This window comes from Pseudomonas sp. S5D5, assembly GCF_003013355.1.
GTDB lineage: Bacteria > Pseudomonadota > Gammaproteobacteria > Pseudomonadales > Pseudomonadaceae > Aquipseudomonas > Aquipseudomonas aylmerensis.
The window spans coordinates 5,110,449-5,131,932 of sequence record NZ_PTEO01000001.1; the positions used below are offsets into that span (position 1 = coordinate 5,110,449).

Here is a 21,484-nt window from a genome sequence, read left to right on the forward strand (position 1 = left end):
GGGTAATGTCATCAGACCCATAGGACAGAGCACGCCCATGACTTCCAAGCTGGAACAACTCAAGCAATTCACCACTGTCGTAGCCGATACCGGCGATTTCTCAACCCTCGCCAAGCTCAAGCCGCAAGACGCCACCACCAACCCTTCCCTGCTGCTCAAGGCCGCCTCGATTCCAGGCTATGCCAAGCTGCTGGATGAGTGCGTGAAGGACTGCAACGGTGATGTCGGCCTGGCCAGCGACCGGTTTGCAGTGGCCGTCGGCCAGGAGATCCTGAAAGTGGTGCCTGGGCGCATCTCCACCGAAGTGGATGCGCGCCTGTCATTCGATACCGACGCCGTGCTCAAGCGTGCGCATCGCCTGATCGACCTGTACGACAAGGCTGGTGTTGGCCGTGATCGCGTGCTGATCAAGATCGCCTCCACCTGGGAAGGTATCCGCGCGGCGGAGAAGCTCGAGAAAGAAGGCATCCAGACCAACCTGACGCTGCTGTTCTCCTTCGCCCAGGCCGTAGCATGCGCAGAAGCCGGCGTGTTCCTGATCTCGCCGTTCGTGGGCCGTATCTATGACTGGTACAAGAAGGCCAATGGCAATGACTACACCGGCGCCGAAGACCCAGGTGTGCAGTCGGTAACGCGCATCTACAACTACTACAAGGCCAATGGCTACAAGACGGTGGTGATGGGGGCGAGCTTCCGCAATCTGAGCCAGATCGAAGAGCTGGCCGGGTGTGATCGCCTGACCATCAGCCCGGACCTGCTGGAGAAGCTGGCAGCCGATGAAGGCAAGCTGGAGCGCAAGCTTTCGCCAGGCCATGCCGGCGAAGCCCGTGTGCATCTGACAGAAGCGCAGTTCCGTTGGGAGTCCAACGAGGATGCGATGGCCACCGAGAAGCTGGCCGAGGGTATTCGTCAGTTTGCTCGCGACCAGGAGAAGCTGGAGGCGTTGCTGACTGCCAAGCTGTAAAAAGCGGCGGTAGCAAAAAGGGCGGCACCCTCGCGGGTACCGCCCTTTTTTGTGTTTCATCAATCTTGAGCCGGCCACTGTTCAAGCTGCAGGCGCACGCTTGCTCACGGGAGCGGCAGCAACGGATAAGGTGACCGACACGCCGCCATCGTGGCAAGCCAGCGCCTACCGTTAAAATTCAGGTCAGTGGCGTTCGAGGGCATTCACGAGGTCGTGGAACGCTTCGCGATTGGACTCGTTCAGGCCCATCAGGATCTTGTGCGCTTCCAGCACCTTGACCCGCACCACTTCCTCGGACTGATCCTGGGAAGGCAGGTCGGTCAGGCATTCAGGGCATGGGATCGGGCGATCAACGATGTTGAACACCTGGTCAAAACCCATGGACTGCAGCAGACGGGTGATGTCTTCATGGGTGGTGACGACCGTCGGCAACAGGCCGACCTTCTGCCGAGACAGAATGGACAACTTGGCCAACAACCCAAGGGTGGTGCTATCGATGCTGCGGGTTTCGGTCAGATCGATCACGATCGCCGAAAAATTCAACGCTGTGAAAATCCGCTCAATCGTCGCATCCAGCGCCGAACACAAGGTCAGGCGCACTTCACCGACAAACTTCAGGACGAAGGTCCCGTCTTGCTCGGCGAATTGGATTCTTCCGGTACTCATCAAAGATTCCTGCTCAACACCAATAGGGCGATATCATCCGGCATCTCCCCTAGCGTGGCCAATCCAAAAACCTGCCGCAGGCCATCCAGGCTGCCGCCCGCCGACTTGACCTTTTGGGGCAAGGCAGCCTCTTTCTCTTTGAGTGTAGGCTCTGGAAGCAGGTCCAGGATGCCATCGGACATCAGCGTCAGGCTGAACGCCGGTGGCAGCTCCAGGATGTGGTCTTCGTAGGTCGCTTCATTGAACAAGCCTACGGGCAGGCCACGCCCTTCCAGGTAGCGCACACTGTCGGGAGTGTACAAAACCGGCATCGGCAGGTGACCGCCGATGCTGTAGGTCAAAAGACCGGTTTCTTCATCAATCACGCCGCCTACCATCGTCACGTGCTTGCCCAGCTTGCAGCTGATCAAGCCCCGGTTGATGTGGCCCAACACCTCGGAGGGGGTGAACTCCGGCAAGGTGCCATTGCGCTTGGATTCGAACAACAGCCGTGTGGTCATGAACTTCAACAACACGGTTACAAAGGCAGAGGATGCGCCATGGCCGGAAACATCGGCCAGGTAAAACGCGACACGCCGCTCATCAACACGGAAGTAGTCGACGAAATCACCCGACAGGTACAACGACGGGATGATCTGGTGAGCGAACTGGAATTCGTCGATGGTCCACGGGCTGACCGGCAACATGTTCATCTGCACCTGGCGACCGGCGTTCTGGTCTTCCTGGAGCAGGTTCAGGCTGGCTTCGAGTTCGCGGTTGGCGGTTTCGAGCTTTTCGCGGTAACGCTGGTTTTCCAACAACAGGCGTGCACGGTCCAGGGCGCGACGTACCGAGTGCTCCAGCACCGCCAGGTCTTCCAGGGGCTTGATCAGGTAGTCGGCAGCGCCCAGGCGCAAGGCCTCGACGGCATCGTTCATCACCCCGGCACCGGACACGACAATCACCGGCGTCTGCGGGGCAAGCTCGGTCACCTGGCGAATCAGCTCGAGGCCGCCCATCTGGGGCATGCGCAGGTCGCAGATCACGAGGTCGGGCTTGTCGCGCTCGAACACTTGGAGACCCTGTTGGCCATTGCTGGCCTGCAGGACGCTGAAGCCACTGTCTTCCAAATAGGCCGCGAGGCTCGCGCGCACTACTTCGTCGTCATCGATTATCAGCAGCGTGGCACTGGTTTTTTGCATGTGGGCAAACGGCGCCAGAATTAGGTTGGCGTAGGTGGCTCGGCAATGGTCGGGCGCACGTACTGGATTCGCTTTCTAGCCTCTCTGTCCTACAACATACGGGATTTTGGCCCACGCACAACGGTAAAGCAGAGGTGCCCTTCTAAGGCGCAGACGGTACTCCCATCCGCCAGGGGTTTCAAGCTCATGCCGATGGTCGCCGGGCGTCTTTACACCGCAAATCACCGGGAGTTATAAGAACGGGCACGACCACAACACAAAGTAAGGATGGAACCCATGAGCGAACACGAGCGCGACTACGCCGAAAAACGCGATTTCATCCGCATGCGCGTGGATGCCGATGTGTCTCTTATCCACGCCGGGCAGGAGATTGCCGGGGTGTGCGTGGACCTTTCAAGCTCCGGGATGCAGGTCCAGGCGCCTCGCCAATTCAAGGCGGGCGACCACCTGACGGTGCGCATCGAATCGGAGCACGCCGCACTCAAGGGGTTGGAGGCGGACACCGAAGTGGTCTGGACCAAGACCACCGGTGAGGAGCAGCAACTGGGCCTCAAGATCTTGAAAATGCACTGAAAAGTGCGCACAAAAAAAGGCGACCGCCAGGGTCGCCTTTTTTCATTTCAAAACGTCACGACTTAGAAGTCGTCGACGACCTTGCCATCCTTGACCTTGAACTCACGGTTCTGCAGGTAGGCGTTGCGGATAAACGTGTATTTGTCGCCGGTGATCAGCTTCTCGCTGTCGAGCAGGCTGGCACGGGTGTCCACGATATTCAGGCCGAAGGTGCTGTTGCGCCAGCCGATATCGTTCATGTAGCGGTACGGTTGGGTGTAGCTGTCCACGTACTTGGACGGCGCGTCACGCAAGGTGCTCGGGCCCAGCAACGGCAGCATCACGTAAGGCCCGCTGCCGACGCCCCAGTAGCCGAGGGTCTGGCCGAAGTCTTCGTCACTGCGCTGCAGCCCCATTTTAGTGCCGACGTCGATAAAGCCCAGCACACCGAAGGTGGTGTTCATCAGCAGGCGAGCCGTGTCCACACCCGCCGCATGTGGCTTGAGTTGCAGCACGTTGTTGGCCAGGTTGCCGACATCGCCGATGTTGCGGAAGAAGTTGTGCACGCCGTCCTGCACGAATTGAGGAGTCACAAACTGATAGCCCTGGGCCAACGGCTTGAGCGCGTAGGTATCAACGGTGTCGTTGAAGGTGAAGATCGGGCGGTTGACGCTCTCCCATGGATCGTCTTCGGACGCGGCCTGTGCGGCGAACGGCGCCAGCAGCACAGTGGCACACACCGACAGCTGAGCGAAGTAGTGGCTCCAGCGCATAGCTTTTGCTCCTTGAATGGTCTGTCATGGGCGCTATGCCCTGAATAAGACGGCCAGTATATGACGGAAGTGTCCAATTAGGCAGCATGCAGGAAACGACATACGGGAAATGCACAAAATTCCTACAATTAACCCTGCTGTCATCGGCTTGTCATCGTGCCCCGTTAGCGTCAGGGCTATTTCAGGGATGTTGAAATGCCTCACGCCGAGATTGCCATCGCCAGCGCGCCTGCCTTGACTGCAGTTCTGTTTGGCCTGAGTGGCTGCCTGGTGGACTTCGGTTCCCGGGCACGCACCGATTCCCCCACGCTGGGCTCCCATGCCACACCCGGCGCCCTGAAAATCCTGCGCAGCCTGAAGGATCAAGGCGTGCCCTGCGCCTGGCTGGATGAATTGCCACCCCCGGTGACCACCGCGCTGTCGGCCTCACTCCCCGAGTGGCTCAAGGCTGCATCGCCCTCCTCCATCCGCTGGCCTGCGCCCCACGCGTGCTGGCAAGCCTTGATGGAACTGAATATCGAACGCCTGGAAGGCTGCGTGCTGGTCAGCGGCGAGCCGCGCTTGCTGCAATCGGGGCTGAACGCCGGCCTGTGGACTATCGGCCTGGCCTCGTGCGGCTCGCTGTGCGGCATGGCCCCCGAGCAATGGCAGGCGCTGAGCGAGCAGGAGCGCGAGTACAAGCGCGGCAAGGCCACCGTCGCCCTGTATGGCCTGGGCGTGCACTCGGTGATCGACCACCTGGGCGAGCTCGGCAGTTGCCTGGCCGACATCAGCCTGCGCCAGCTCAAGGGCGAGAAGCCCTGATCGAGATCATGCACGGAGGGCGCCAGTGGATTAATCTACAGGTCAGCTCGTAGACCTTTCTCGGCGTGCCGTGGTCTATGCCAGTGCCTATCGATAAAAGGAACCACGTCATGCCTGATCGCAAAAAACTGGAAGAACAGGTCGAGATCCTGCGCGGGCAGTTGGAACAGGAACCGCCGCTGTCGGAAGAAAAACGCGAAGCGCTGGAAGCCTTGATTGCCAAGTTTGAATTACAACTTGAACTTGAACCGGCGACTCAGACGCCGAGTATTTCCGATGATGTGAACCAAGCGGCCATAGAGTTCGATGCCGATCATCCGGTCATTTCCGGCACATTGCGCAATATCATGATCACCCTGGGCAACATCGGGATCTGAACCAGGCCCCAAGGCAAGCGCAGAAACGCATGTGGGAGCTGGCTTGCCTGCGATCGCGATCATTCAGTCATCCATCGGGTGACTGATACACCGCCGTCGCAGGCAAGCCCGCTCCCACATTTGATTTGCGTGATAGCTACTGGCGAGCCAGGCGCACGTTCTGGAACGCCACATCCTCGGTGCTGCGGTACGGGTTGATATCCAGCCCGCCACGCCGCACATACCGCGCATACACCGTCAGCTTCTCTGGCTTGAGCAAGCGCTGCAGGTCCAGGAAGATGCGCTCCACGCACTGCTCATGGAAGTCCGAATGCTGGCGAAAGCTCACCAGGTATTCGAGCAAACTGGCGTGATCGAGTGCCGCCCCGCGATAGTCCACCACCACGCTGCCCCAGTCTGGCTGGCTGGTCACCGGGCAGTTGGATTTGAGCAAGTGGCTGTGCACGCTCTCCTCGACCACACGCGAAGCATCGCAGCGCAAGAGTTCGGGGCGCGGGTGTTCGTAGTTGCTGACGCTGATATCCAGATCGTCGATGCACACACCCGGCAAAGCCTGCACGCCTTCGGCTTCAACCTCGGCCAGGCTGCGCACGCGCACGCTCACAGGTTTGCCGGCAGCCGCGCTGAGGTCGGTGCGCAGGGTGGCTTCCAGGCTGTGTACGTCGGCAAACGCGCTCTGGTTGAGCGAATTGAGGTACAGCTTGAATGACTTGGATTCGATGATGTTCGGCGAATCGGCCGGAATGCTGAATTCACCGATGGCCACCACCGGCTTGCCCGATGGCAACAACCAGGACAATTCGAAGCAATTCCAGAAATCCACGCCTTTATAAGGCAGGGTCTCGGCGCTCAGGCCCAGCTCGGCCCATTTGGCGGCGCGCGGAATCGGGAACAGCAACGAGGGGGTGTAGGTGGAGATGTATTCACTGGACTTGCCCAGCGGCGAATGTTCGGCTGCGGGATGCATGGCGGAAACCTGGCTAAATAAACCCCGCCAGTCTACCAGCCTTTGATCCCGCCTCTAAGAACCGCCTTACTCGACGGTCAGCTTGCCGACCATCCCCGCCTGGTAATGCCCCGGCAGGTTGCACGCGAACTCAAGCCCGGTGGCCTTGGTAAAGGTCCAGGTCAGCTCGGCGGTTTTGCCCGGCTCCACCAGCACACTGTTGGGGTCGTCGTGCTTCATGCCGCCCATGTCGCCATGGCCCATCGCACTGTGGTCCATCTTGCCCATGCCGGTGGCGGTAAGCATGCCGCTGGCTTGCATCTGCAACATTTCCTTCTGGTGCTCGGCATGCATCGCCGCGTCACCCAGGTTGAATTCATGGAGCAACTGGCCTTTGTTGACGAGTACAAAGCGCACCGTCTCACCAGCCTTGACGTCCAAGGACTTGGGTGAAAAGGAAATGTCCTGCAGCGTGACTTGCACGGTGCGCGTGGCCTGGTTCGCCGGTGCCGGCTGGCCGAACGCGTATGTGTGAGCCGTGTCAGCCGCCGCACCGAAACTCAGCGCCAACAGGCAGCCTGCCAACATCAGGGGAGTACGCAACGCCATCTCTCTTCTCCGAAACTATGTAAACCGCAGGATCAGCACTCTAAGATGACGCCGCTGCCAGCCAGCTGACTGCTAGATTACAACTTTGTCAGGTTGCGCCCTTACCCCGGCCCCCACGGTATAAAGCCGGTCGTGTCCTGTTTGCCAAGAGCTGCCCATGAAACTGTTGATTGTCGAAGACCAAGCCAAAACCGGCCAATACCTGCGCCAGGGCCTGGCCGAGGCTGGCTTTACCACCGAATGGGTGGCCGACGGCGCCAGCGGCCAGCACCTGGCGTTGACCGGCGACTACGACCTGCTGATCCTCGACGTGATGCTGCCCGGCCGCGACGGCTGGCAAATCCTGCAAGCGGTGCGCGGCGCCGGCCTGGATATTCCGGTGCTGTTCCTGACCGCCCGGGACGCCGTGGAAGACCGCGTGCACGGCCTGGAACTCGGCGCCGACGACTACCTGGTCAAACCCTTCGCCTTTTCCGAACTGCTGGCACGCGTGCGCAGCCTGTTGCGCCGTGGCAGCAGTGCCCCGCAGGAAACCGCCTTGCAGTTGGCCGACCTGCGCCTGGATTTGATTCGCCGCCGTGTCGAACGGGACGGCCAGCGCATCGACCTCACCGCCAAGGAATTCTCGCTGCTGGAACTGTTGCTGCGCCGCCAGGGCGAAGTGCTGCCCAAGTCGCTGATTGCCTCCCAGGTCTGGGACATGAATTTCGACAGCGACACCAACATCATCGAAGTGGCGATCCGCCGGTTGCGCCTGAAAGTCGACGACAACTACCCCACCAAGCTGATCCACACCGTGCGCGGCATGGGTTATGTGCTGGAGGCACGGTGCAATTGATCTCGCGCCTGTCCCTGGCCAGCCGCCTGGCCTTGCTGTTTGCCGGCTGTACTGCGGTGGTGTCGCTGCTGGCCGGCGTGCTGTTCAATCATGCCAGTGAAACGCACTTTATCGAGCTGGACCAGCAACTGCTCGACGGCAAACTAGTCGCCTTGCGCAGTACCTTGCAAGGCGTCGACACGCCGCAGCTGTTTGCCCAGCGCGAAGCGCAACTGCGCACCGAACTCACTCGCCAACCCGACCTGACGCTGCGCATCAGCGCCGCTGGCCAGCGCTGGTTTGACGGCGCGGCGGGCATGAGCTTGCCCGAGGCACCGGGCTTGCACCGCCTGCAGAACGCCGGCACCGACTACCGCGTGTACAACGTGCCACTGGCGCCAAGCCAGCCGGACTCGCCGCAACTGAGCCTGATACTCGACATCACTCACCACCAACACTTCCTGCAGCGCATGCAGCACCTGATCTGGTTGACTGTCGGCCTCTCGGCCCTGGCCACCGCATTGCTCGGCGCCTGGGCCGCGCGCAGTGGGTTGCGGCCCTTGCGACGCATGGGCGATGTGGCGGCCAGCGTCTCCGCGCATTCCCTGACCCAGCGCCTGCCCGAGCAGCACATGCCGCCAGAGCTGGCGGAACTGGCGCAGGTCTTCAACGCGATGCTCGGTCGCCTGGACGACGCGTTCCAGCGCCTTTCGGCTTTCTCCGCCGATATCGCCCACGAACTGCGCACGCCGCTGTCGAACCTGTTGACCCACACCCAAGTCATCCTCACCCAGCCACGCCCGCTGGAGGACTACCGCGAGGCGCTGCACAGCAACCTGGAAGAGCTGCAATGGATGGCGCAACTGGTCAACGACATGCTCTACCTGGCCAAGGCCGACCACGGCTTGCTGGTGCCCACGCGCGAACCGCTGGCGCTGGCGGAGGAAGTCGACGCGTTGCTGGAGTTCTTCACGCTGCTGGCCGAAGACGCGCAGGTCAGCCTGGTGTGCGCAGGCGCTGCCCATACACGCGGCGATCGCAGCATGCTGCGCCGGGCCTTGTCGAACCTGCTGGATAACGCGCTGCGGTTTACCCCGGCGGGAGGCGAAGTGCGGGTACGGATGACAGAAGGTGCTCGCGGGGTGACGCTGACCGTGGAGAATAGCGGTGAAGGTATTGCACCGGCGCTGTTACCGCGCCTGTTTGATCGCTTCTATCGAGTGGACCCGGCGCGCCATGAGGGCAGCAGCGAGCATGCGGGGCTGGGCTTGGCGATTACCCAATCGATCGTGCGAGCGCATGGCGGAAGGATTTATTGTGAGTCGCAGGCAGGATGGACGCGGTTTGTGATTGAGTTGCCGAAGGAGGATTGAGGCAAGCTGGGCAGGCCGTATCGCAGGCAAGCCAGCTTGTGAATACATTCAAAAATGTAGGAGCTGGCTTGCCTGCGATCGCGGTGTTAACAGCTACGAATATCTGAGGGCATGCGCCGGCTCAATCTTCGCCGCGCGATACGCCGGGTAGATGGTCGCCAAGAAGCTCAACACAAACCCCGCCGAGCAAATCAGCAACACATCCCCGCCCTGCAGCTCCGACGGCAGGTTGCTGACAAAATACACATCCGAACTGAAGATATGCTGCCCCGTCACGCGCTCCAGCCAGCCCACCAGCTCACTGACATTCAGCGCCGCAATCACCCCCAGCACGCCGCCGATCAAGGTGCCGACGATGCCGATCACCGTGCCCTGCACCATGAAGATCGCCATGATCTGCCGAGGCGTGGCGCCGATGGTGCGCAGGATCGCGATGTCTGCGCCCTTGTCGTTCACCACCATGATCAAGGTCGCGATGATGTTGAACGCGGCCACGGCGACGATCATCAGCAACAGCAGGCCGATCATGGTCTTTTCCATCTTCATCGCGCTGAACAGGCTGCCCTGGGTGTGGGTCCAGTCGTCCGCCTTGTAGGCTGCACCGAGGCTGCCGGCGATGTCCGTCGAGACCTTGGGCGCTGCGTACAGGTCCTTCACCGCCAGGCGCACGCTCTGCACCTGGTTCGGCTGCCAATGCTGTATCTCGGCAGCGTCGGCCATATGGATCAGGGCCATGGAGCCATCCAGCTCGGCGCCGACCTTGAAGATGCCGACCACATTCAAGCGCTGCATGCGTGGGGTGATACCGCCCGGGGCGCTGCTGATTTCCGGCACGATCAGGGTCAGCTTGTCGCCCACACTCAGGCGAAAACGCCGCGCGGTGATTTCACCGACGACCACGCCGAACTCGCCGGGCTTCAGGTCATCGAGTTTGCCCTGCACGATGTGCTGGGCCACGATCGACACCTTGCCTTCCTGCGCCGGATCGACGCCGCTGATCTCGATCGGCTGCATCGCGCCCTTGTAGGAGAACATGCCGTCCATCTGCGTGAACGGAACAGCGGCGGTGACTTCTGGATTTTTCATCGCCGCCGCCGCTACCGGCTGCCAATCATCGATCGGGTTCACGCCGACGATGGTCGCGTGGGGTACCATGCCGAGGATGCGCGAGCTCATTTCGCGCTGGAAGCCGTTCATCACCGACAGCACCACAATCATTGCCAGCACGCCCAGGGCGAGGCCGATCATCGAGGTCATCGAGATAAACGAAACAAAACGGTTGCGGCGCTTGGCGCGGGTATAGCGCGTGCCGATGAAAATCGATAACGGTCTGAACATTCGCGGGCACCGTTGAAAAAATGAAAAAACCCGGCGCTATAGGCACCGGGCTTGAAACGGGTCAGATGGCGACCAAGTGACCTTCCTGCAGGTGCAGCACACGGTCCATCTGGCGGGCCATGCTCATGTCATGGGTCACCACCAGGAACGCGGTGCGCATCTGGGTGCTCAGTTCCAGCATCAAGTCCTTGATGCCCTGGGCGGTGTGGGAGTCGAGGTTGCCGGTCGGCTCATCGAGCATCACCAGGCCCGGGTTGTTCACCAGGGCACGGGCAATCGCCACACGCTGGCGCTCGCCGCCGGACAATTCGGCCGGCTTGTGCTCCAGGCGATGGCCAAGGCCGACGCGCTCCAGCAACGCCTTGGCACGCTCGCGGGCCTGCGGGATCGCAGTCTTGCCGATCAACAGCGGCATGCACACGTTTTCCAGCGCAGTGAATTCCGGCAACAGGTGGTGAAACTGGTACACAAAGCCCAGCGAACGGTTGCGCAACTGGCCACGGGCTTTTTCACCCAGGGCCGACAGCTCTTCACCGGCCAGCCAGACGCTGCCCTGGGACGGCGTATCGAGGCCGCCCAGCAGGTTGAGCAAGGTACTTTTGCCGGAGCCGGAACTGCCGACGATCGCCACGCGCTCGCCCGGATGCAGTTCAAGTTGCAGGTTGGACAGCACCACCACCGATTCCGGGCCTTCCTCATAGGATTTGCCCAGGTTGCGGCAGCTCAGGATTGCTTTTTCACTCATGCCCGATTCACTCATAACGTAAGGCCTGTGCTGGCTGGGTACGTGCCGCGCGCCAGGCTGGATACAGGGTGGCAAGGAAACTCAGGACCAACGCGGCGCCACCCACCATCAGCACGTCCTGGGTTTGCACCTGGGACGGCAGGTAATCGATGAAGTAGACGTCGGCGTTGAGAAACTTGTGGCCGATCAGGGTTTCGAGGCCGGCGATCGCCGCACTCACATTCAGTGCGGCCAGGATTCCCACGGCCGTGCCGATCAAGGTGCCGACCACGCCGATCACGGTGCCCTGCACCATGAAGATCGCCATGATCTGCCCCGGCGTGGCGCCCAGGGTGCGCAGGATAGCGATATCGCCTTTCTTGTCATTCACCACCATCACCAGCGTGGAGATGATGTTGAAGGCGGCGACAGCGACGATCAGCAGCAACAGCAGGCCGATCATGGCTTTTTCCATGCGGATGGCCTGGTACAGGTTGCCGTGGGTGCGAGTCCAGTCGCGGGCGTAGTACTGGGATTCGCCCAGGTGCTGGGCAATTTCCCAGGCGCCGCGCGGGGCGTCGAACAGGTCGTTGAACTTCAGGCGCAGGCCCTGCACCTGGTCCGGCTGCCAGCGGTGCAGGCGCGCCAAATCGGTGAGGTTGGTCAGGCCGAGGTAGCCGTCGATCTCGCCGGCGCCGACGTGGAAGGTGCCGACCACGGTGAAGCGCTTCATGCGCGGGAACATCCCGGCCGGGGTCACGGTGACTTCCGGGGCGACGAAGGTCAGCTTGTCGCCGAGGCCCACGCCGAGCTTCGCCGCGGCCTTGTCACCGATGACGATGCCGAAGCTGCCGGGCGCGAGGTCGTCGAGTTTGCCCTGCAGCATGAACTTGTCGATGATCGAGACGTTGCGCTCCTGGACCGGGTCGATGGCATTGAGCAGGATTTTCTGCACCTTGCCGTCATTGGTCAGCAGCCCCTGCATCTGGGTAAACGGCGCGACGGCCACTACCTTGGGGTTCTGCTTGACCTTGGCGGCCAGGCTTTGCCAGTCGCTGATGGGCGCATCGCCCTCGATGGTCGCGTGGGGCACCATGCCCAGCACGCGGGTGCGCATCTCATGATCGAAGCCGTTCATCACCGACAACACCACGATCATCACGACCACGCCCAAGGCGAGCCCGATCATCGAGGTCAGGGAAATGAACGACACAAAATGATTGCGACGCTTTGCACGGGTATAACGCGTGCCGATAAATACGAAGAGAGGTCTGAACATGTCGGGGCTTGTTCGGAGGAAAAGAAGACGTCCCGGTGGCGGGGTCTGGTAAGCAGCTTTACACTCAGACCATTACCGTTACCTGGGGTTCGCCATGTCGACATTAGATGAAGAAGAGCGCCGCGAATACTACCGTATCGACGACATGATCGCACTTCAAATCAAAAGCCTGTCTGCCCCCGAAGCGGCGAGCAAAGAAGTGTTGCTGGATGATTCCCCATTGTTCAATCTGCTCAGTGAACTGCACCTGAGCGAGTTCGAAGCCCAGCACCTGTTACGCCAGCTCAGCGAGAAAGACCGCACCCTCGCCGCCTTCCTGCGCGTGCAGAACAAACGCCTGGACCTGCTCAGCCAGATCATGGCGCGCGGCCTGCTGGATGAAGTCGGCGCGCCGCAGCCGGTGATCATTTCCGAAGGCGGCATCGACTTCCAGCATCCCACGCCCCTGCCGACCGGCGCGCACCTGGCGGTCAAGCTGGTGCTGATGCCTCAGGCGCTCGGCCTGTTGCTGCGCGCGCGGGTCACCCACTGCGATCCCAAGGGCGCAGGTTTTGATGTGGGCACGGAATTCGAATCCATGACCGATGCCCAACGCCAGCTGCTCGCGCGCTATATCCTGCAGAAACAAGCCCAGGAACGGCGCCTGGCGCGGGAACAGAGCGACGCCCAAGACACCTGAATTCGTATCACCCCGCCAGCAGACCTGGCGCATAGGAGCAACTGTGACCCTGATTTACGGCCACCGCGGTGCCAAAGGCGAAGCACCGGAAAACACCCTGACCAGCTTCCAGGAGTGCCTCAAGCACGGTGTACGCCGCTGCGAACTGGATTTGCACCTGTCCATGGACGGCGAGCTGATGGTCATCCACGACCCGACGCTCAAGCGCACCACTGACCGGCGCGGCAAGGTCGTCGAGTATTCGGCGGCGGACCTGGTGAAGATGGACGCGCGCAAAGGCGGCCCCGGCTGGGTCAAGCCGTGCCCGATCCCACGCCTGGAAGAGCTGTTCGAGCAGTGCGACTTCGATCACTGGCAACTGGAAGTCAAAAGTGCCTCGCGCACCCGCGCCGCAACCACCGTACTGGCCATCCGCGAAATGGCGGTGCGCTTTGGCCTGATGGACAAGGTCACCGTGACCTCAAGCTCGCGGGAAGTGCTGAAGGCAGCGGTTGAACTGACCCCGGACCTGTCACGCGGCCTGGTCGCCGAATACGCCTGGCTCGACCCGCTGAAGGTCGCGCAGAACTATGGTTGTGAGTTTCTGGCATTGAACTGGACGTTGTGCACCCCTGAGCGTCTGGAAAAAGCCCAGCGCCAGGGCTTGCACGTGTCCGTGTGGACAGTCAACGAACCCGCGCTGATGCGCAGGCTCGCCGACTTCGGCGTAGATAGCCTGATTACAGACTTTCCCGGTTTGGCCACTGCCACCCTCGAGAATTACTGAAATCGGTCTCCCCGGCCGGCTCAGGCCACCGGCCGGAGCCGCTCAAAAAAGCCGGTTGAGGCCGTCGTAGGCCGCTACCCGATAGGCTTCGGCCATGGTCGGGTAGTTGAACGTGGTGTTGACGAAATACTTGAGGGTATTGAGTTCACCCGGCTGGTTCATGATGGCTTGGCCGATGTGGACGATCTCCGACGCCTGATAGCCAAAGCAGTGCACGCCGAGCACCTCAAGGGTCTCGCGGTGGAACAGGATCTTCAGCATGCCTTGCGGCTCACCGGCGATCTGCGCACGCGCCATGCTCTTGAAGAACGCCTTGCCCACTTCGTAAGGCACCTTGGCCTTGGTCAGCTCATGTTCGTTCTTGCCGATCGAGCTGATCTCGGGAATCGTGTAGATCCCGGTCGGCACGTCGTTCACATAACGCCAGCTGCCATTGTCGACGATGCTGCCAGCGGCCGAACGGCCCTGGTCGTGCGCGGCACTGGCCAGGCTTGGCCAGCCGATCACGTCACCGGCGCCATAGATGTTCGCCACGCAGGTACGGTAGTTCTCGTCCACCTCGATCTGGCCACGGCTGTTGACCTTGACCCCGATGTTTTCCATGCCCAGCTTGTCGGTGTTGCCGGTACGGCCGTTGCACCACAGCAAGGCGTCAGCCTTGATCTTCTTGCCGGACTTGAGGTGCAGGATCACCCCGTTGTCCAGGCCTTCGACCCGCTCGTACTCTTCGTTGTGACGCACAGTGATGTTGTTGTTGCTGAAGTGGTAGCTCAACGCCTGGGAAATTTCCGAGTCGAGGAAGCTCAGCAGTTGGTCGCGGTTGTCGACCAGCTCCACCAGTACACCCAGGCCGCTGAAGATCGAGGCGTATTCACAGCCGATCACGCCGGCGCCGTAGATGATCAATTTGCGCGGGGTGTGGCCCAGGCTGAGGATGGTGTCGCTATCGTAGATACGCGGGTGGTGGAAATCGATATCCGCCGGGCGATACGGGCGCGAACCGGTGGCGATGATGATGTGCTTGGCCACCAGCTTCTCGACCACGCCGTTGGGGCATACCACTTCGATGGTTTGCTCGTCGGCGAAGCTGCCGGTACCGAAGAACAGGTCGACACGGTTGCGGGCGTAGTAACCGGTGCGCGAAGCCACTTGCTTGGAGATCACCTTCTCGGCGCTTTTCAGCACGTCCGGGAACGAGAACCAGCGCGGCTCACCAATCGCCCGGAACATCGGGTTGGTGTTGAACTGCATGATCTGGCGCACCGAGTGACGCAAGGCCTTGGACGGGATGGTACCCAGGTGGGTGCAGTTACCGCCGACCTGGCGACGGCTATCGACCATCGCCACCTTGCGCCCTGCCTTCGCGGCGTTCATCGCCGCACCTTCTCCAGCCGGGCCGGAACCCAGTACCACCACGTCGTAGTTGTAGACAGCCATGCGTACTCCTCAGAACAGGCCAGGCGCACGGTTGAACGCCTGGCTAAATCATGCCGCGGCCAGCGGTCATGAAGGACAATTTGGCTCAAGTGTGTGAACCGGGGCACAGTCTATATAAGGCTCAACGCCGCGCACATTAACCCTTGGTCGCGTCGTAGGCCAGTCTTGCCTTTACTACAGAAACACGAAACAGGCATTACACTGCTGGCACGCACCTTTACAGGACGAGCCATTATGCGGCATGTCGTTTTCTGTTTAATGATGATTTTTTCGCTGGCGGCGCAGGCGAGTGAGGCGGATCGGCTCCGGCAAGCCGATTTTGCGGCGCAATCCCATGAACTGGCGCTGAAAAACCAGACGGTGCTTACCTACCTGTGGGCGGATGTCTACGCGGCGGCGCTGTATGCCCCGTCCGACCTGAGCGCCAAGCAGGCCTGGTCGCAACAAAAAGCGTTGCGCCTGACGCTGTATTACTTTCGCGACATCGACCGCAACGACGTGATCAAAGCCGCCACTGCCACGCTGCAGCGCCAGCAGGCCAGCGCCCGACTGAAGCCCGAGATAGACAAACTGCACGCCAGTTTTCGCGATATCCGCAGCGGCGACCGGTATGCCCTGGATTTTCGTCCGGGGCGGGGCTTGAACCTGGAGATCAATGGGCAGGTGGTGTTCAGCAGTGGTGACGATGAGCTTGCCAGGACCTACCTGAGCCTCTGGCTGGCGCCCAATGGGCTGTCCGAACGCTTGCGTACCCAGTTGCTCAATTGAAGATTTGCGCTGGCTGAACGACCGCCTTCGCGAGCAAGTCCGCTCTCACATTTAACCGCGCGCGCCCTGAAGACACCCGGTCGAATGTGCGAGCGGGCTTGCTCGCGAAGAGGCCCTCGCAGGCACAAAAAAGCCCCGAACCAGTCGGGGCTTTTTCACTCATCGCATAGGCTTAGCGCGGGAATGCAGGCGGGTTGACCCCAGCCATGTCTTCCATCACGCGAACCACCTGGCAGCTGTAGCCGAACTCGTTGTCGTACCACACGTACAGCACAACGCGGTTGTCCTGGGTAATGGTCGCTTCCGCGTCCACCACACCGGCGTGGCGCGAGCCGACGAAGTCGGTGGACACCACTTCCTGCGAATTGACGAAGTCGATCTGCTTATGCAGGTCGGAGTGCAGCGCCATGTAGCGCAGGTACTCGTTCATCTCTTCACGGGTGGCGGCTTTCTCAAGGTTCAGGTTGAGAATCGCCATCGACACGTTCGGCGTCGGCACACGGATCGCGTTACCGGTCAGCTTGCCGGCCAGCTCAGGCAGGGCCTTGGCAGCAGCGGTAGCAGCACCGGTCTCGGTGATCACCATGTTCAGTGCGGCGCTACGGCCACGGCGATCGCCCTTGTGAAAGTTGTCGATCAGGTTCTGGTCGTTGGTGTACGAGTGAACGGTTTCGACGTGACCGTTGACGATGCCGAACTTGTCGTTCACAGCCTTCAGCACCGGCACGATGGCGTTGGTGGTGCAGGAAGCGGCGGACACGATCTTGTCGTCAGCGGTAATTTCAGCGTGGTTGATGCCGTGAACGATGTTCTTCAGCTTGCCCTTGCCCGGAGCGGTCAGGACAACGCGATCGATACCCGGGCAGGCCAGGTGCTGGCCCAGGCCCTCGGCATCACGCCAGACACCGGTGTTGTCCACCAGCAGGGCGTCCTTGATGCCGTACTGGGTGTAATCCACCTCGGACGGGTTCTTCGCGTAGATCACCTGGATCAGGTTACCGTTGGCGGTGATGGTGTTGTTTTCTTCGTCGATGACGATGGTGCCGTTGAACGGACCGTGTACCGAATCACGACGCAACAGGCTTGCGCGCTTGGTCAAGTCGTTCTCGGCGCCTTTGCGCACGACGATGGCACGCAGGCGCAGGCCGTCGCCGCCACCGGTTTTTTCGATCAGGATGCGCGCCAGCAGGCGGCCGATACGACCGAAGCCGTACAGCACGACGTCGGTGCCTTTGCGGGCTGCGGCGTTTTGCTGGCCAACCACTTCGGCCATTTCTTCACGCACGAACTGCTCGGCGCTGCGGCCGGCACCTTCCTTGCGGAATTTATAGGCCAGCTTGCCCAGGTCTACCGAAGCCGCGCCGAGCTTGAGCTCGCTCATGGCCTTGAGCAGGGGGAATGTTTCGTGGACGGAGAGTTCGCTGTCGTCGGCAGAGCGATGGCGAGCAAAGCGATGCGCCTTGAGAATCGCGATGACTGATTGGTTGATCAGGCTGCGGCCATAGATCGAGCTCACCACATTGTTATTGCGGTACAGCTGACCGATAAGCGGAATCATCGCTTCAGCGAGTGCTTCACGGTCGATCCATTCACCAAGACACTGGTCGGGCTTCTGAGTCACGGGAACCTTCCACATGTAGGGGCAGAAAAAAGGGGCTACATTATGCCGCCCGACCGCCCTCGGAGCAATGCGCGCCCGGCAACAAAAAGTGCTTGCCAAAAACCAACACCGCGCTGCAGCCCAGTAAATACGCGGGTTCCAGAAGGCCACCTATTCGCCGGCAACGCCGACTTGTCCGTAACCCTCCGAAACATACACGCGAAATGGCACTACATATTGAGTCAAAACACGCCATTGTTTGTCTTAGCCACTACATTTCCTACAAACCGTAATAGGCTCAGTCAGCAACTGACAGGCGGCACCTCGGGCCGTTACAATTAACGACTTTGTCGCAACGCTTGGAGCTCAACCTTCCGTGCCCGTTCTGCGTCTACCGCTTCTCCCTGCCGCGGCAGGTAAACAGCACTGGGGCAACCTGCCCGGTGCCGCCCTGAGCCTGGCCATTGCCGAGGCTGCCAGCGCAGCCAAGCGCTTTACCCTGCTGCTCACCGCCGACAGCCAAAGTGCCGAGCGACTCGAGCAGGAGCTGAGCTTCTTCGCCCCCGATTTGCCGGTGCTGCATTTTCCCGACTGGGAAACCCTGCCCTACGATCTGTTCTCGCCGCACCAGGACATCATTTCCCAGCGCATCGCCAGCCTGTACCGCCTGCCGGAACTGGCCCACGGCGTGCTGGTGGTGCCGATCACCACGGCCCTGCATCGCCTGGCGCCGACCAAGTTCCTGCTGGGCAGCAGCCTGGTGCTGGATATCGGCCAGAAGCTCGATGTCGAGCAGATGCGCACGCGCCTGGAAGCCAGCGGCTACCGCTGCGTCGATACGGTGTACGAGCACGGCGAGTTTGCCGTGCGGGGCGCGCTGATCGACCTGTTCCCGATGGGCAGCAAGTTGCCGTATCGCATCGACCTGTTCGATGACGAAATCGAAACCCTGCGCACCTTCGATCCGGAAAACCAGCGTTCCATCGATAAAGTCGAGTCGATCAAGCTGCTGCCGGCGCGTGAATTCCCGTTGCAAAAAGATGCGGTCACGCGCTTCAAGGCGCGCTTTCGTGAACGCTTCGACGTCGACTTCCGCCGCTGCCCGATCTTTCAGGACCTCAGCAGCGGGATTACCCCGGCCGGTATCGAGTACTACCTGCCGTTGTTCTTCGACGAAACCTCGACCCTGTTCGATTACCTGCCTCAGGACACTCAAGTGTTCTCGCTGCCCGGCATCGAGCAGGCCGCCGAGAATTTCTGGAACGACGTGCGCAACCGCTATGAAGAGCGCCGCGTCGACCCTTCCCGTCCTTTATTACCGCCTGCCGAACTGTTCCTGCCGGTAGAAGACTGCTTCGCGCGCCTGAAAAACTGGCCGCGCGTGGTCGCCAGCCAACAGGACGTGGACGCTGGCAGTGGCCGCGAGCGTTTCCCTGCAGGCACGCTGCCGGATCTGGCGATCCAGGCCAAAGCCACGCAACCGCTGGAGGCGCTGTCCAACTTCCTCGGTGATTTCCCCGGCCGCGTGCTGTTCACCGCCGAATCCGCCGGGCGCCGCGAAGTGCTGCTGGAGCTGCTGGAACGCTTGAAGCTGCGGCCGAAAACCGTCGACAGCTGGCCAGACTTCGTCGCCGGCAAAGACCGACTGGCGATCACCATTGCCCCGCTGGATGAAGGCTTGCTGCTGGATGACCCAGCCCTGGCACTGATCGCCGAGAGCCCACTGTTCGGCCAGCGCGTGATGCAGCGTCGGCGCCGTGAAAAACGCGCCGACGCCAACAACGACGCCGTGATCAAGAACCTCACCGAGCTGCGTGAAGGCGCGCCGGTGGTGCACATCGACCACGGTGTCGGCCGCTACCTGGGCCTGCAAACCCTGGAGATCGACAACCAGGCCGCCGAATTCCTCACCCTGGAATACGCCGAGGGCGCCAAGCTCTACGTGCCGGTGGCCAACCTGCACCTGATCGCGCGCTACACCGGCAGCGACGACGCGCTGGCGCCGTTGCACCGCCTGGGCTCCGAGACCTGGCAGAAAGCCAAGCGCAAGGCCGCCGAACAGGTGCGCGATGTCGCCGCCGAGTTGCTCGACATCTATGCACGCCGCGCCGCACGCGAGGGCTACGCCTTCGCCGATCCGAAGGCCGACTACGCCACCTTCAGCGCCGGCTTCGCCTTCGAAGAAACCCCGGACCAGCAAACCACCATCGAAGCGGTGCGCGCCGACATGCTCGCGCCCAAGCCGATGGACCGCCTGGTGTGCGGCGACGTCGGCTTCGGCAAGACCGAAGTGGCGATGCGCGCCGCCTTCATCGCGGTGCACGGCGGCAAGCAAGTGGCGATCCTGGTGCCGACCACCCTGCTCGCCCAGCAACACTACAACAGCTTCCGCGACCGCTTTGCCGACTGGCCGGTGACCGTGGAGGTGATGAGCCGCTTCAAGTCCGCCAAGGAAGTGAATGCCGCCGTCGCCGACCTCGCCGAAGGCAAGATCGACATCGTGATCGGAACGCACAAGCTGCTGTCCGACGATGTGAAGATCAAAAACCTGGGCCTGGTGATCATCGACGAAGAACACCGCTTCGGCGTGCGCCAGAAAGAACAGCTGAAGGCCCTGCGCAGTGAAGTCGACATCCTCACCCTCACCGCCACGCCGATTCCGCGCACGCTGAACATGGCCGTGTCGGGCATGCGCGACCTGTCGATCATCGCCACGCCGCCGGCGCGCCGACTGTCGGTGCGCACCTTCGTGATGGAGCAGAACAAAAGCACGGTCAAGGAAGCACTGCTGCGCGAATTGCTCCGCGGCGGCCAGGTGTACTACCTGCACAACGACGTGAAGACCATCGAGAAATGCGCCGCCGACCTCGCCGAACTGGTGCCGGAGGCGCGTATCGCCATCGGCCACGGGCAGATGCGCGAACGCGAACTCGAACAGGTGATGAGCGACTTCTACCACAAGCGCTTCAACGTGCTGATTGCCTCGACCATCATCGAGACCGGCATCGACGTCCCTAGCGCCAACACCATCATCATCGAGCGTGCCGACAAGTTCGGCCTGGCGCAGTTGCACCAGTTGCGCGGCCGGGTTGGCCGTAGTCACCACCAGGCCTATGCCTACTTGCTGACGCCACCGCGCCAGCAAATTACCGGCGACGCCGAAAAGCGCCTGGAAGCCATCGCCAACACCCAGGACCTCGGCGCCGGCTTTGTGCTCGCGACCAACGACCTGGAAATCCGTGGCGCCGGTGAATTGCTCGGCGACGGCCAGAGCGGGCAGATCCAGGCCGTAGGCTTCACCCTCTATATGGAGATGCTCGAGCGCGCGGTGAAAGCCATCCGCAAAGGCGAACAACCGAACCTCGACCAACCCCTGGGCGGCGGCCCGGAAATCAACCTGCGCTTGCCGGCGCTGATTCCCGAGGACTACCTGCCGGATGTGCATGCACGGCTGATCCTGTACAAGCGCATCGCTTCGGCGACCGACGAAGAAGGCCTCAAGGACCTGCAGGTAGAGATGATCGACCGCTTCGGCCTGTTGCCCGAACCGACCAAGAACCTGGTGCGCCTGACCCTGCTCAAATTGCAGGCTGAGCAGTTGGGTATCAAGAAGGTTGACGCCGGGCCGCAGGGCGGGCGTATCGAGTTCGAAGCGCAGACGCCGGTCGACCCACTGGTACTGATCAAGCTGATCCAGGGCCAGCCCAACCGCTACAAGTTCGAAGGGGCTACGCTGTTCAAGTTCATGGTGCCGATGGAGCGTGCCGAAGAACGCTTCAATACCCTGGAGGCGCTGTTTGAGCGCCTCATCCCGAAATCTGCTTGAAGGAC

At 61.3% G+C, this 21,484-nt stretch carries 20 protein-coding genes; 10 read left to right on the forward strand and 10 right to left on the reverse strand.

Features of this window, described 5'->3' with window-relative positions:
• Window positions 1-37 precede the first annotated feature (37 nt).
• Window positions 38-964 carry a transaldolase gene (gene tal / locus C9990_RS23280; RefSeq protein WP_065901958.1) on the forward strand — a complete coding sequence of 309 codons (927 nt, stop codon included), beginning with the start codon at window positions 38-40 and terminating at the stop codon, window positions 962-964.
• Between the two features lie 183 nt (window positions 965-1,147).
• Here the strand turns inward: tal and rssC are convergent, their stop codons facing one another.
• Window positions 1,148-1,630, reverse strand: coding sequence for an anti-sigma factor antagonist RssC (rssC, locus tag C9990_RS23290; RefSeq protein WP_003172602.1), 483 nt, complete (start codon window positions 1,628-1,630; stop codon window positions 1,148-1,150).
• Window positions 1,630-2,811, reverse strand: a complete 1,182-nt coding sequence (rssB, locus tag C9990_RS23295; protein WP_106804806.1) for a two-component system response regulator RssB — start codon at window positions 2,809-2,811, stop codon at window positions 1,630-1,632. Before rssB ends, rssC begins: the two co-directional genes overlap by 1 nt.
• A gap of 276 nt (window positions 2,812-3,087) precedes the next feature.
• On the opposite strand from rssB, the gene C9990_RS23305 reads away from it, so the two are divergent.
• Window positions 3,088-3,384 carry a PilZ domain-containing protein gene (locus C9990_RS23305; protein ID WP_065901966.1) on the forward strand — a complete coding sequence of 99 codons (297 nt, stop codon included), beginning with the start codon at window positions 3,088-3,090 and terminating at the stop codon, window positions 3,382-3,384.
• A gap of 62 nt (window positions 3,385-3,446) precedes the next feature.
• Here C9990_RS23305 and C9990_RS23310 read toward each other — a convergent pair whose 3' ends face one another.
• Entirely contained in the window at window positions 3,447-4,136 is a 690-nt protein-coding gene (locus C9990_RS23310; protein WP_065901968.1) for a VacJ family lipoprotein, read from the reverse strand.
• A 195-nt stretch (window positions 4,137-4,331) separates the two neighbouring features.
• Between C9990_RS23310 and C9990_RS23315 the strand changes: the two genes are divergently transcribed.
• Entirely contained in the window at window positions 4,332-4,940 is a 609-nt protein-coding gene (locus C9990_RS23315; protein ID WP_106804808.1) for a phosphatase, read from the forward strand.
• A gap of 110 nt (window positions 4,941-5,050) precedes the next feature.
• The gene (locus C9990_RS23320) at window positions 5,051-5,317 is read left to right on the forward strand and encodes a DUF4404 family protein (RefSeq protein WP_106804809.1); all 267 of its coding nucleotides are present in this window, start codon (window positions 5,051-5,053) and stop codon (window positions 5,315-5,317) included.
• A 136-nt stretch (window positions 5,318-5,453) separates the two neighbouring features.
• Here C9990_RS23320 and queF read toward each other — a convergent pair whose 3' ends face one another.
• Entirely contained in the window at window positions 5,454-6,284 is an 831-nt protein-coding gene (gene queF / locus C9990_RS23325) for an NADPH-dependent 7-cyano-7-deazaguanine reductase QueF (RefSeq protein ID WP_065901974.1), read from the reverse strand.
• A 66-nt stretch (window positions 6,285-6,350) separates the two neighbouring features.
• The gene (locus C9990_RS23330; protein ID WP_106804810.1) at window positions 6,351-6,872 is read right to left on the reverse strand and encodes a plastocyanin/azurin family copper-binding protein; all 522 of its coding nucleotides are present in this window, start codon (window positions 6,870-6,872) and stop codon (window positions 6,351-6,353) included.
• Window positions 6,873-7,029: 157 nt separating this feature from the next.
• Here C9990_RS23330 and C9990_RS23335 point away from each other — a divergent pair, with 157 nt between their 5' ends.
• Entirely contained in the window at window positions 7,030-7,710 is a 681-nt protein-coding gene (locus C9990_RS23335; protein ID WP_065901979.1) for a heavy metal response regulator transcription factor, read from the forward strand.
• Window positions 7,707-9,062 carry a heavy metal sensor histidine kinase gene (locus C9990_RS23340; RefSeq protein ID WP_106805708.1) on the forward strand — a complete coding sequence of 452 codons (1,356 nt, stop codon included), beginning with the start codon at window positions 7,707-7,709 and terminating at the stop codon, window positions 9,060-9,062. Before C9990_RS23335 ends, C9990_RS23340 begins: the two co-directional genes overlap by 4 nt.
• 93 nt (window positions 9,063-9,155) lie before the next feature.
• On the opposite strand, the gene C9990_RS23345 is transcribed toward C9990_RS23340, so the two are convergent.
• The 3 genes from C9990_RS23345 to C9990_RS23355 form a co-directional block, all read right to left on the reverse strand.
• Window positions 9,156-10,400: a lipoprotein-releasing ABC transporter permease subunit gene (locus C9990_RS23345; RefSeq protein WP_065901983.1), complete on the reverse strand. Its 1,245-nt coding sequence runs from the start codon at window positions 10,398-10,400 to the stop codon at window positions 9,156-9,158.
• A 61-nt stretch (window positions 10,401-10,461) separates the two neighbouring features.
• Window positions 10,462-11,145: a lipoprotein-releasing ABC transporter ATP-binding protein LolD gene (lolD, locus tag C9990_RS23350; protein ID WP_162946070.1), complete on the reverse strand. Its 684-nt coding sequence runs from the start codon at window positions 11,143-11,145 to the stop codon at window positions 10,462-10,464.
• A 7-nt stretch (window positions 11,146-11,152) separates the two neighbouring features.
• Window positions 11,153-12,403, reverse strand: a complete 1,251-nt coding sequence (locus tag C9990_RS23355) for a lipoprotein-releasing ABC transporter permease subunit (RefSeq protein WP_065901986.1) — start codon at window positions 12,401-12,403, stop codon at window positions 11,153-11,155.
• A 94-nt stretch (window positions 12,404-12,497) separates the two neighbouring features.
• Between C9990_RS23355 and C9990_RS23360 the strand changes: the two genes are divergently transcribed.
• On the forward strand, window positions 12,498-13,082 hold the full coding sequence (locus C9990_RS23360) for a PilZ domain-containing protein (protein ID WP_065901988.1): 585 nt from the start codon (window positions 12,498-12,500) through the stop codon (window positions 13,080-13,082).
• A 43-nt stretch (window positions 13,083-13,125) separates the two neighbouring features.
• Entirely contained in the window at window positions 13,126-13,848 is a 723-nt protein-coding gene (locus C9990_RS23365) for a glycerophosphodiester phosphodiesterase family protein (RefSeq protein ID WP_065901990.1), read from the forward strand.
• Between the two features lie 42 nt (window positions 13,849-13,890).
• Here C9990_RS23365 and sthA read toward each other — a convergent pair whose 3' ends face one another.
• The gene (gene sthA / locus C9990_RS23370; protein WP_016975273.1) at window positions 13,891-15,285 is read right to left on the reverse strand and encodes a Si-specific NAD(P)(+) transhydrogenase; all 1,395 of its coding nucleotides are present in this window, start codon (window positions 15,283-15,285) and stop codon (window positions 13,891-13,893) included.
• Window positions 15,286-15,519: 234 nt separating this feature from the next.
• Here sthA and C9990_RS23375 point away from each other — a divergent pair, with 234 nt between their 5' ends.
• Window positions 15,520-16,053: a chalcone isomerase family protein gene (locus C9990_RS23375; RefSeq protein ID WP_106804811.1), complete on the forward strand. Its 534-nt coding sequence runs from the start codon at window positions 15,520-15,522 to the stop codon at window positions 16,051-16,053.
• Between the two features lie 172 nt (window positions 16,054-16,225).
• Here the strand turns inward: C9990_RS23375 and C9990_RS23380 are convergent, their stop codons facing one another.
• Window positions 16,226-17,689, reverse strand: coding sequence for a glyceraldehyde-3-phosphate dehydrogenase (locus tag C9990_RS23380; protein WP_106804812.1), 1,464 nt, complete (start codon window positions 17,687-17,689; stop codon window positions 16,226-16,228).
• Between the two features lie 340 nt (window positions 17,690-18,029).
• Between C9990_RS23380 and mfd the strand changes: the two genes are divergently transcribed.
• Complete coding sequence (gene mfd / locus C9990_RS23385) at window positions 18,030-21,479, forward strand: transcription-repair coupling factor (RefSeq protein ID WP_106804813.1); 3,450 nt, start codon at window positions 18,030-18,032, stop codon at window positions 21,477-21,479.
• The last annotated feature ends 5 nt before the right edge of the window (window positions 21,480-21,484 follow it).

Bases quoted from the DNA above. Each gene is read 5' to 3' on its own strand.
- tal (WP_065901958.1), top strand. From the start codon at position 38: ATGACTTCCAAGCTGGAACAACTCAAGCAATTCACCACTGTCGTAGCC.
- rssC (WP_003172602.1), bottom strand. From the start codon at position 1,630: ATGAGTACCGGAAGAATCCAATTCGCCGAGCAAGACGGGACCTTCGTC.
- rssB (WP_106804806.1), bottom strand. From the start codon at position 2,811: ATGCAAAAAACCAGTGCCACGCTGCTGATAATCGATGACGACGAAGTA.
- C9990_RS23305 (WP_065901966.1), top strand. From the start codon at position 3,088: ATGAGCGAACACGAGCGCGACTACGCCGAAAAACGCGATTTCATCCGC.
- C9990_RS23310 (WP_065901968.1), bottom strand. From the start codon at position 4,136: ATGCGCTGGAGCCACTACTTCGCTCAGCTGTCGGTGTGTGCCACTGTG.
- C9990_RS23315 (WP_106804808.1), top strand. From the start codon at position 4,332: ATGCCTCACGCCGAGATTGCCATCGCCAGCGCGCCTGCCTTGACTGCA.
- C9990_RS23320 (WP_106804809.1), top strand. From the start codon at position 5,051: ATGCCTGATCGCAAAAAACTGGAAGAACAGGTCGAGATCCTGCGCGGG.
- queF (WP_065901974.1), bottom strand. From the start codon at position 6,284: ATGCATCCCGCAGCCGAACATTCGCCGCTGGGCAAGTCCAGTGAATAC.
- C9990_RS23330 (WP_106804810.1), bottom strand. From the start codon at position 6,872: ATGGCGTTGCGTACTCCCCTGATGTTGGCAGGCTGCCTGTTGGCGCTG.
- C9990_RS23335 (WP_065901979.1), top strand. From the start codon at position 7,030: ATGAAACTGTTGATTGTCGAAGACCAAGCCAAAACCGGCCAATACCTG.
- C9990_RS23345 (WP_065901983.1), bottom strand. From the start codon at position 10,400: ATGTTCAGACCGTTATCGATTTTCATCGGCACGCGCTATACCCGCGCC.
- lolD (WP_162946070.1), bottom strand. From the start codon at position 11,145: ATGAGTGAAAAAGCAATCCTGAGCTGCCGCAACCTGGGCAAATCCTAT.
- C9990_RS23355 (WP_065901986.1), bottom strand. From the start codon at position 12,403: ATGTTCAGACCTCTCTTCGTATTTATCGGCACGCGTTATACCCGTGCA.
- C9990_RS23360 (WP_065901988.1), top strand. From the start codon at position 12,498: ATGTCGACATTAGATGAAGAAGAGCGCCGCGAATACTACCGTATCGAC.
- sthA (WP_016975273.1), bottom strand. From the start codon at position 15,285: ATGGCTGTCTACAACTACGACGTGGTGGTACTGGGTTCCGGCCCGGCT.
- C9990_RS23375 (WP_106804811.1), top strand. From the start codon at position 15,520: ATGCGGCATGTCGTTTTCTGTTTAATGATGATTTTTTCGCTGGCGGCG.
- C9990_RS23380 (WP_106804812.1), bottom strand. From the start codon at position 17,689: ATGTGGAAGGTTCCCGTGACTCAGAAGCCCGACCAGTGTCTTGGTGAA.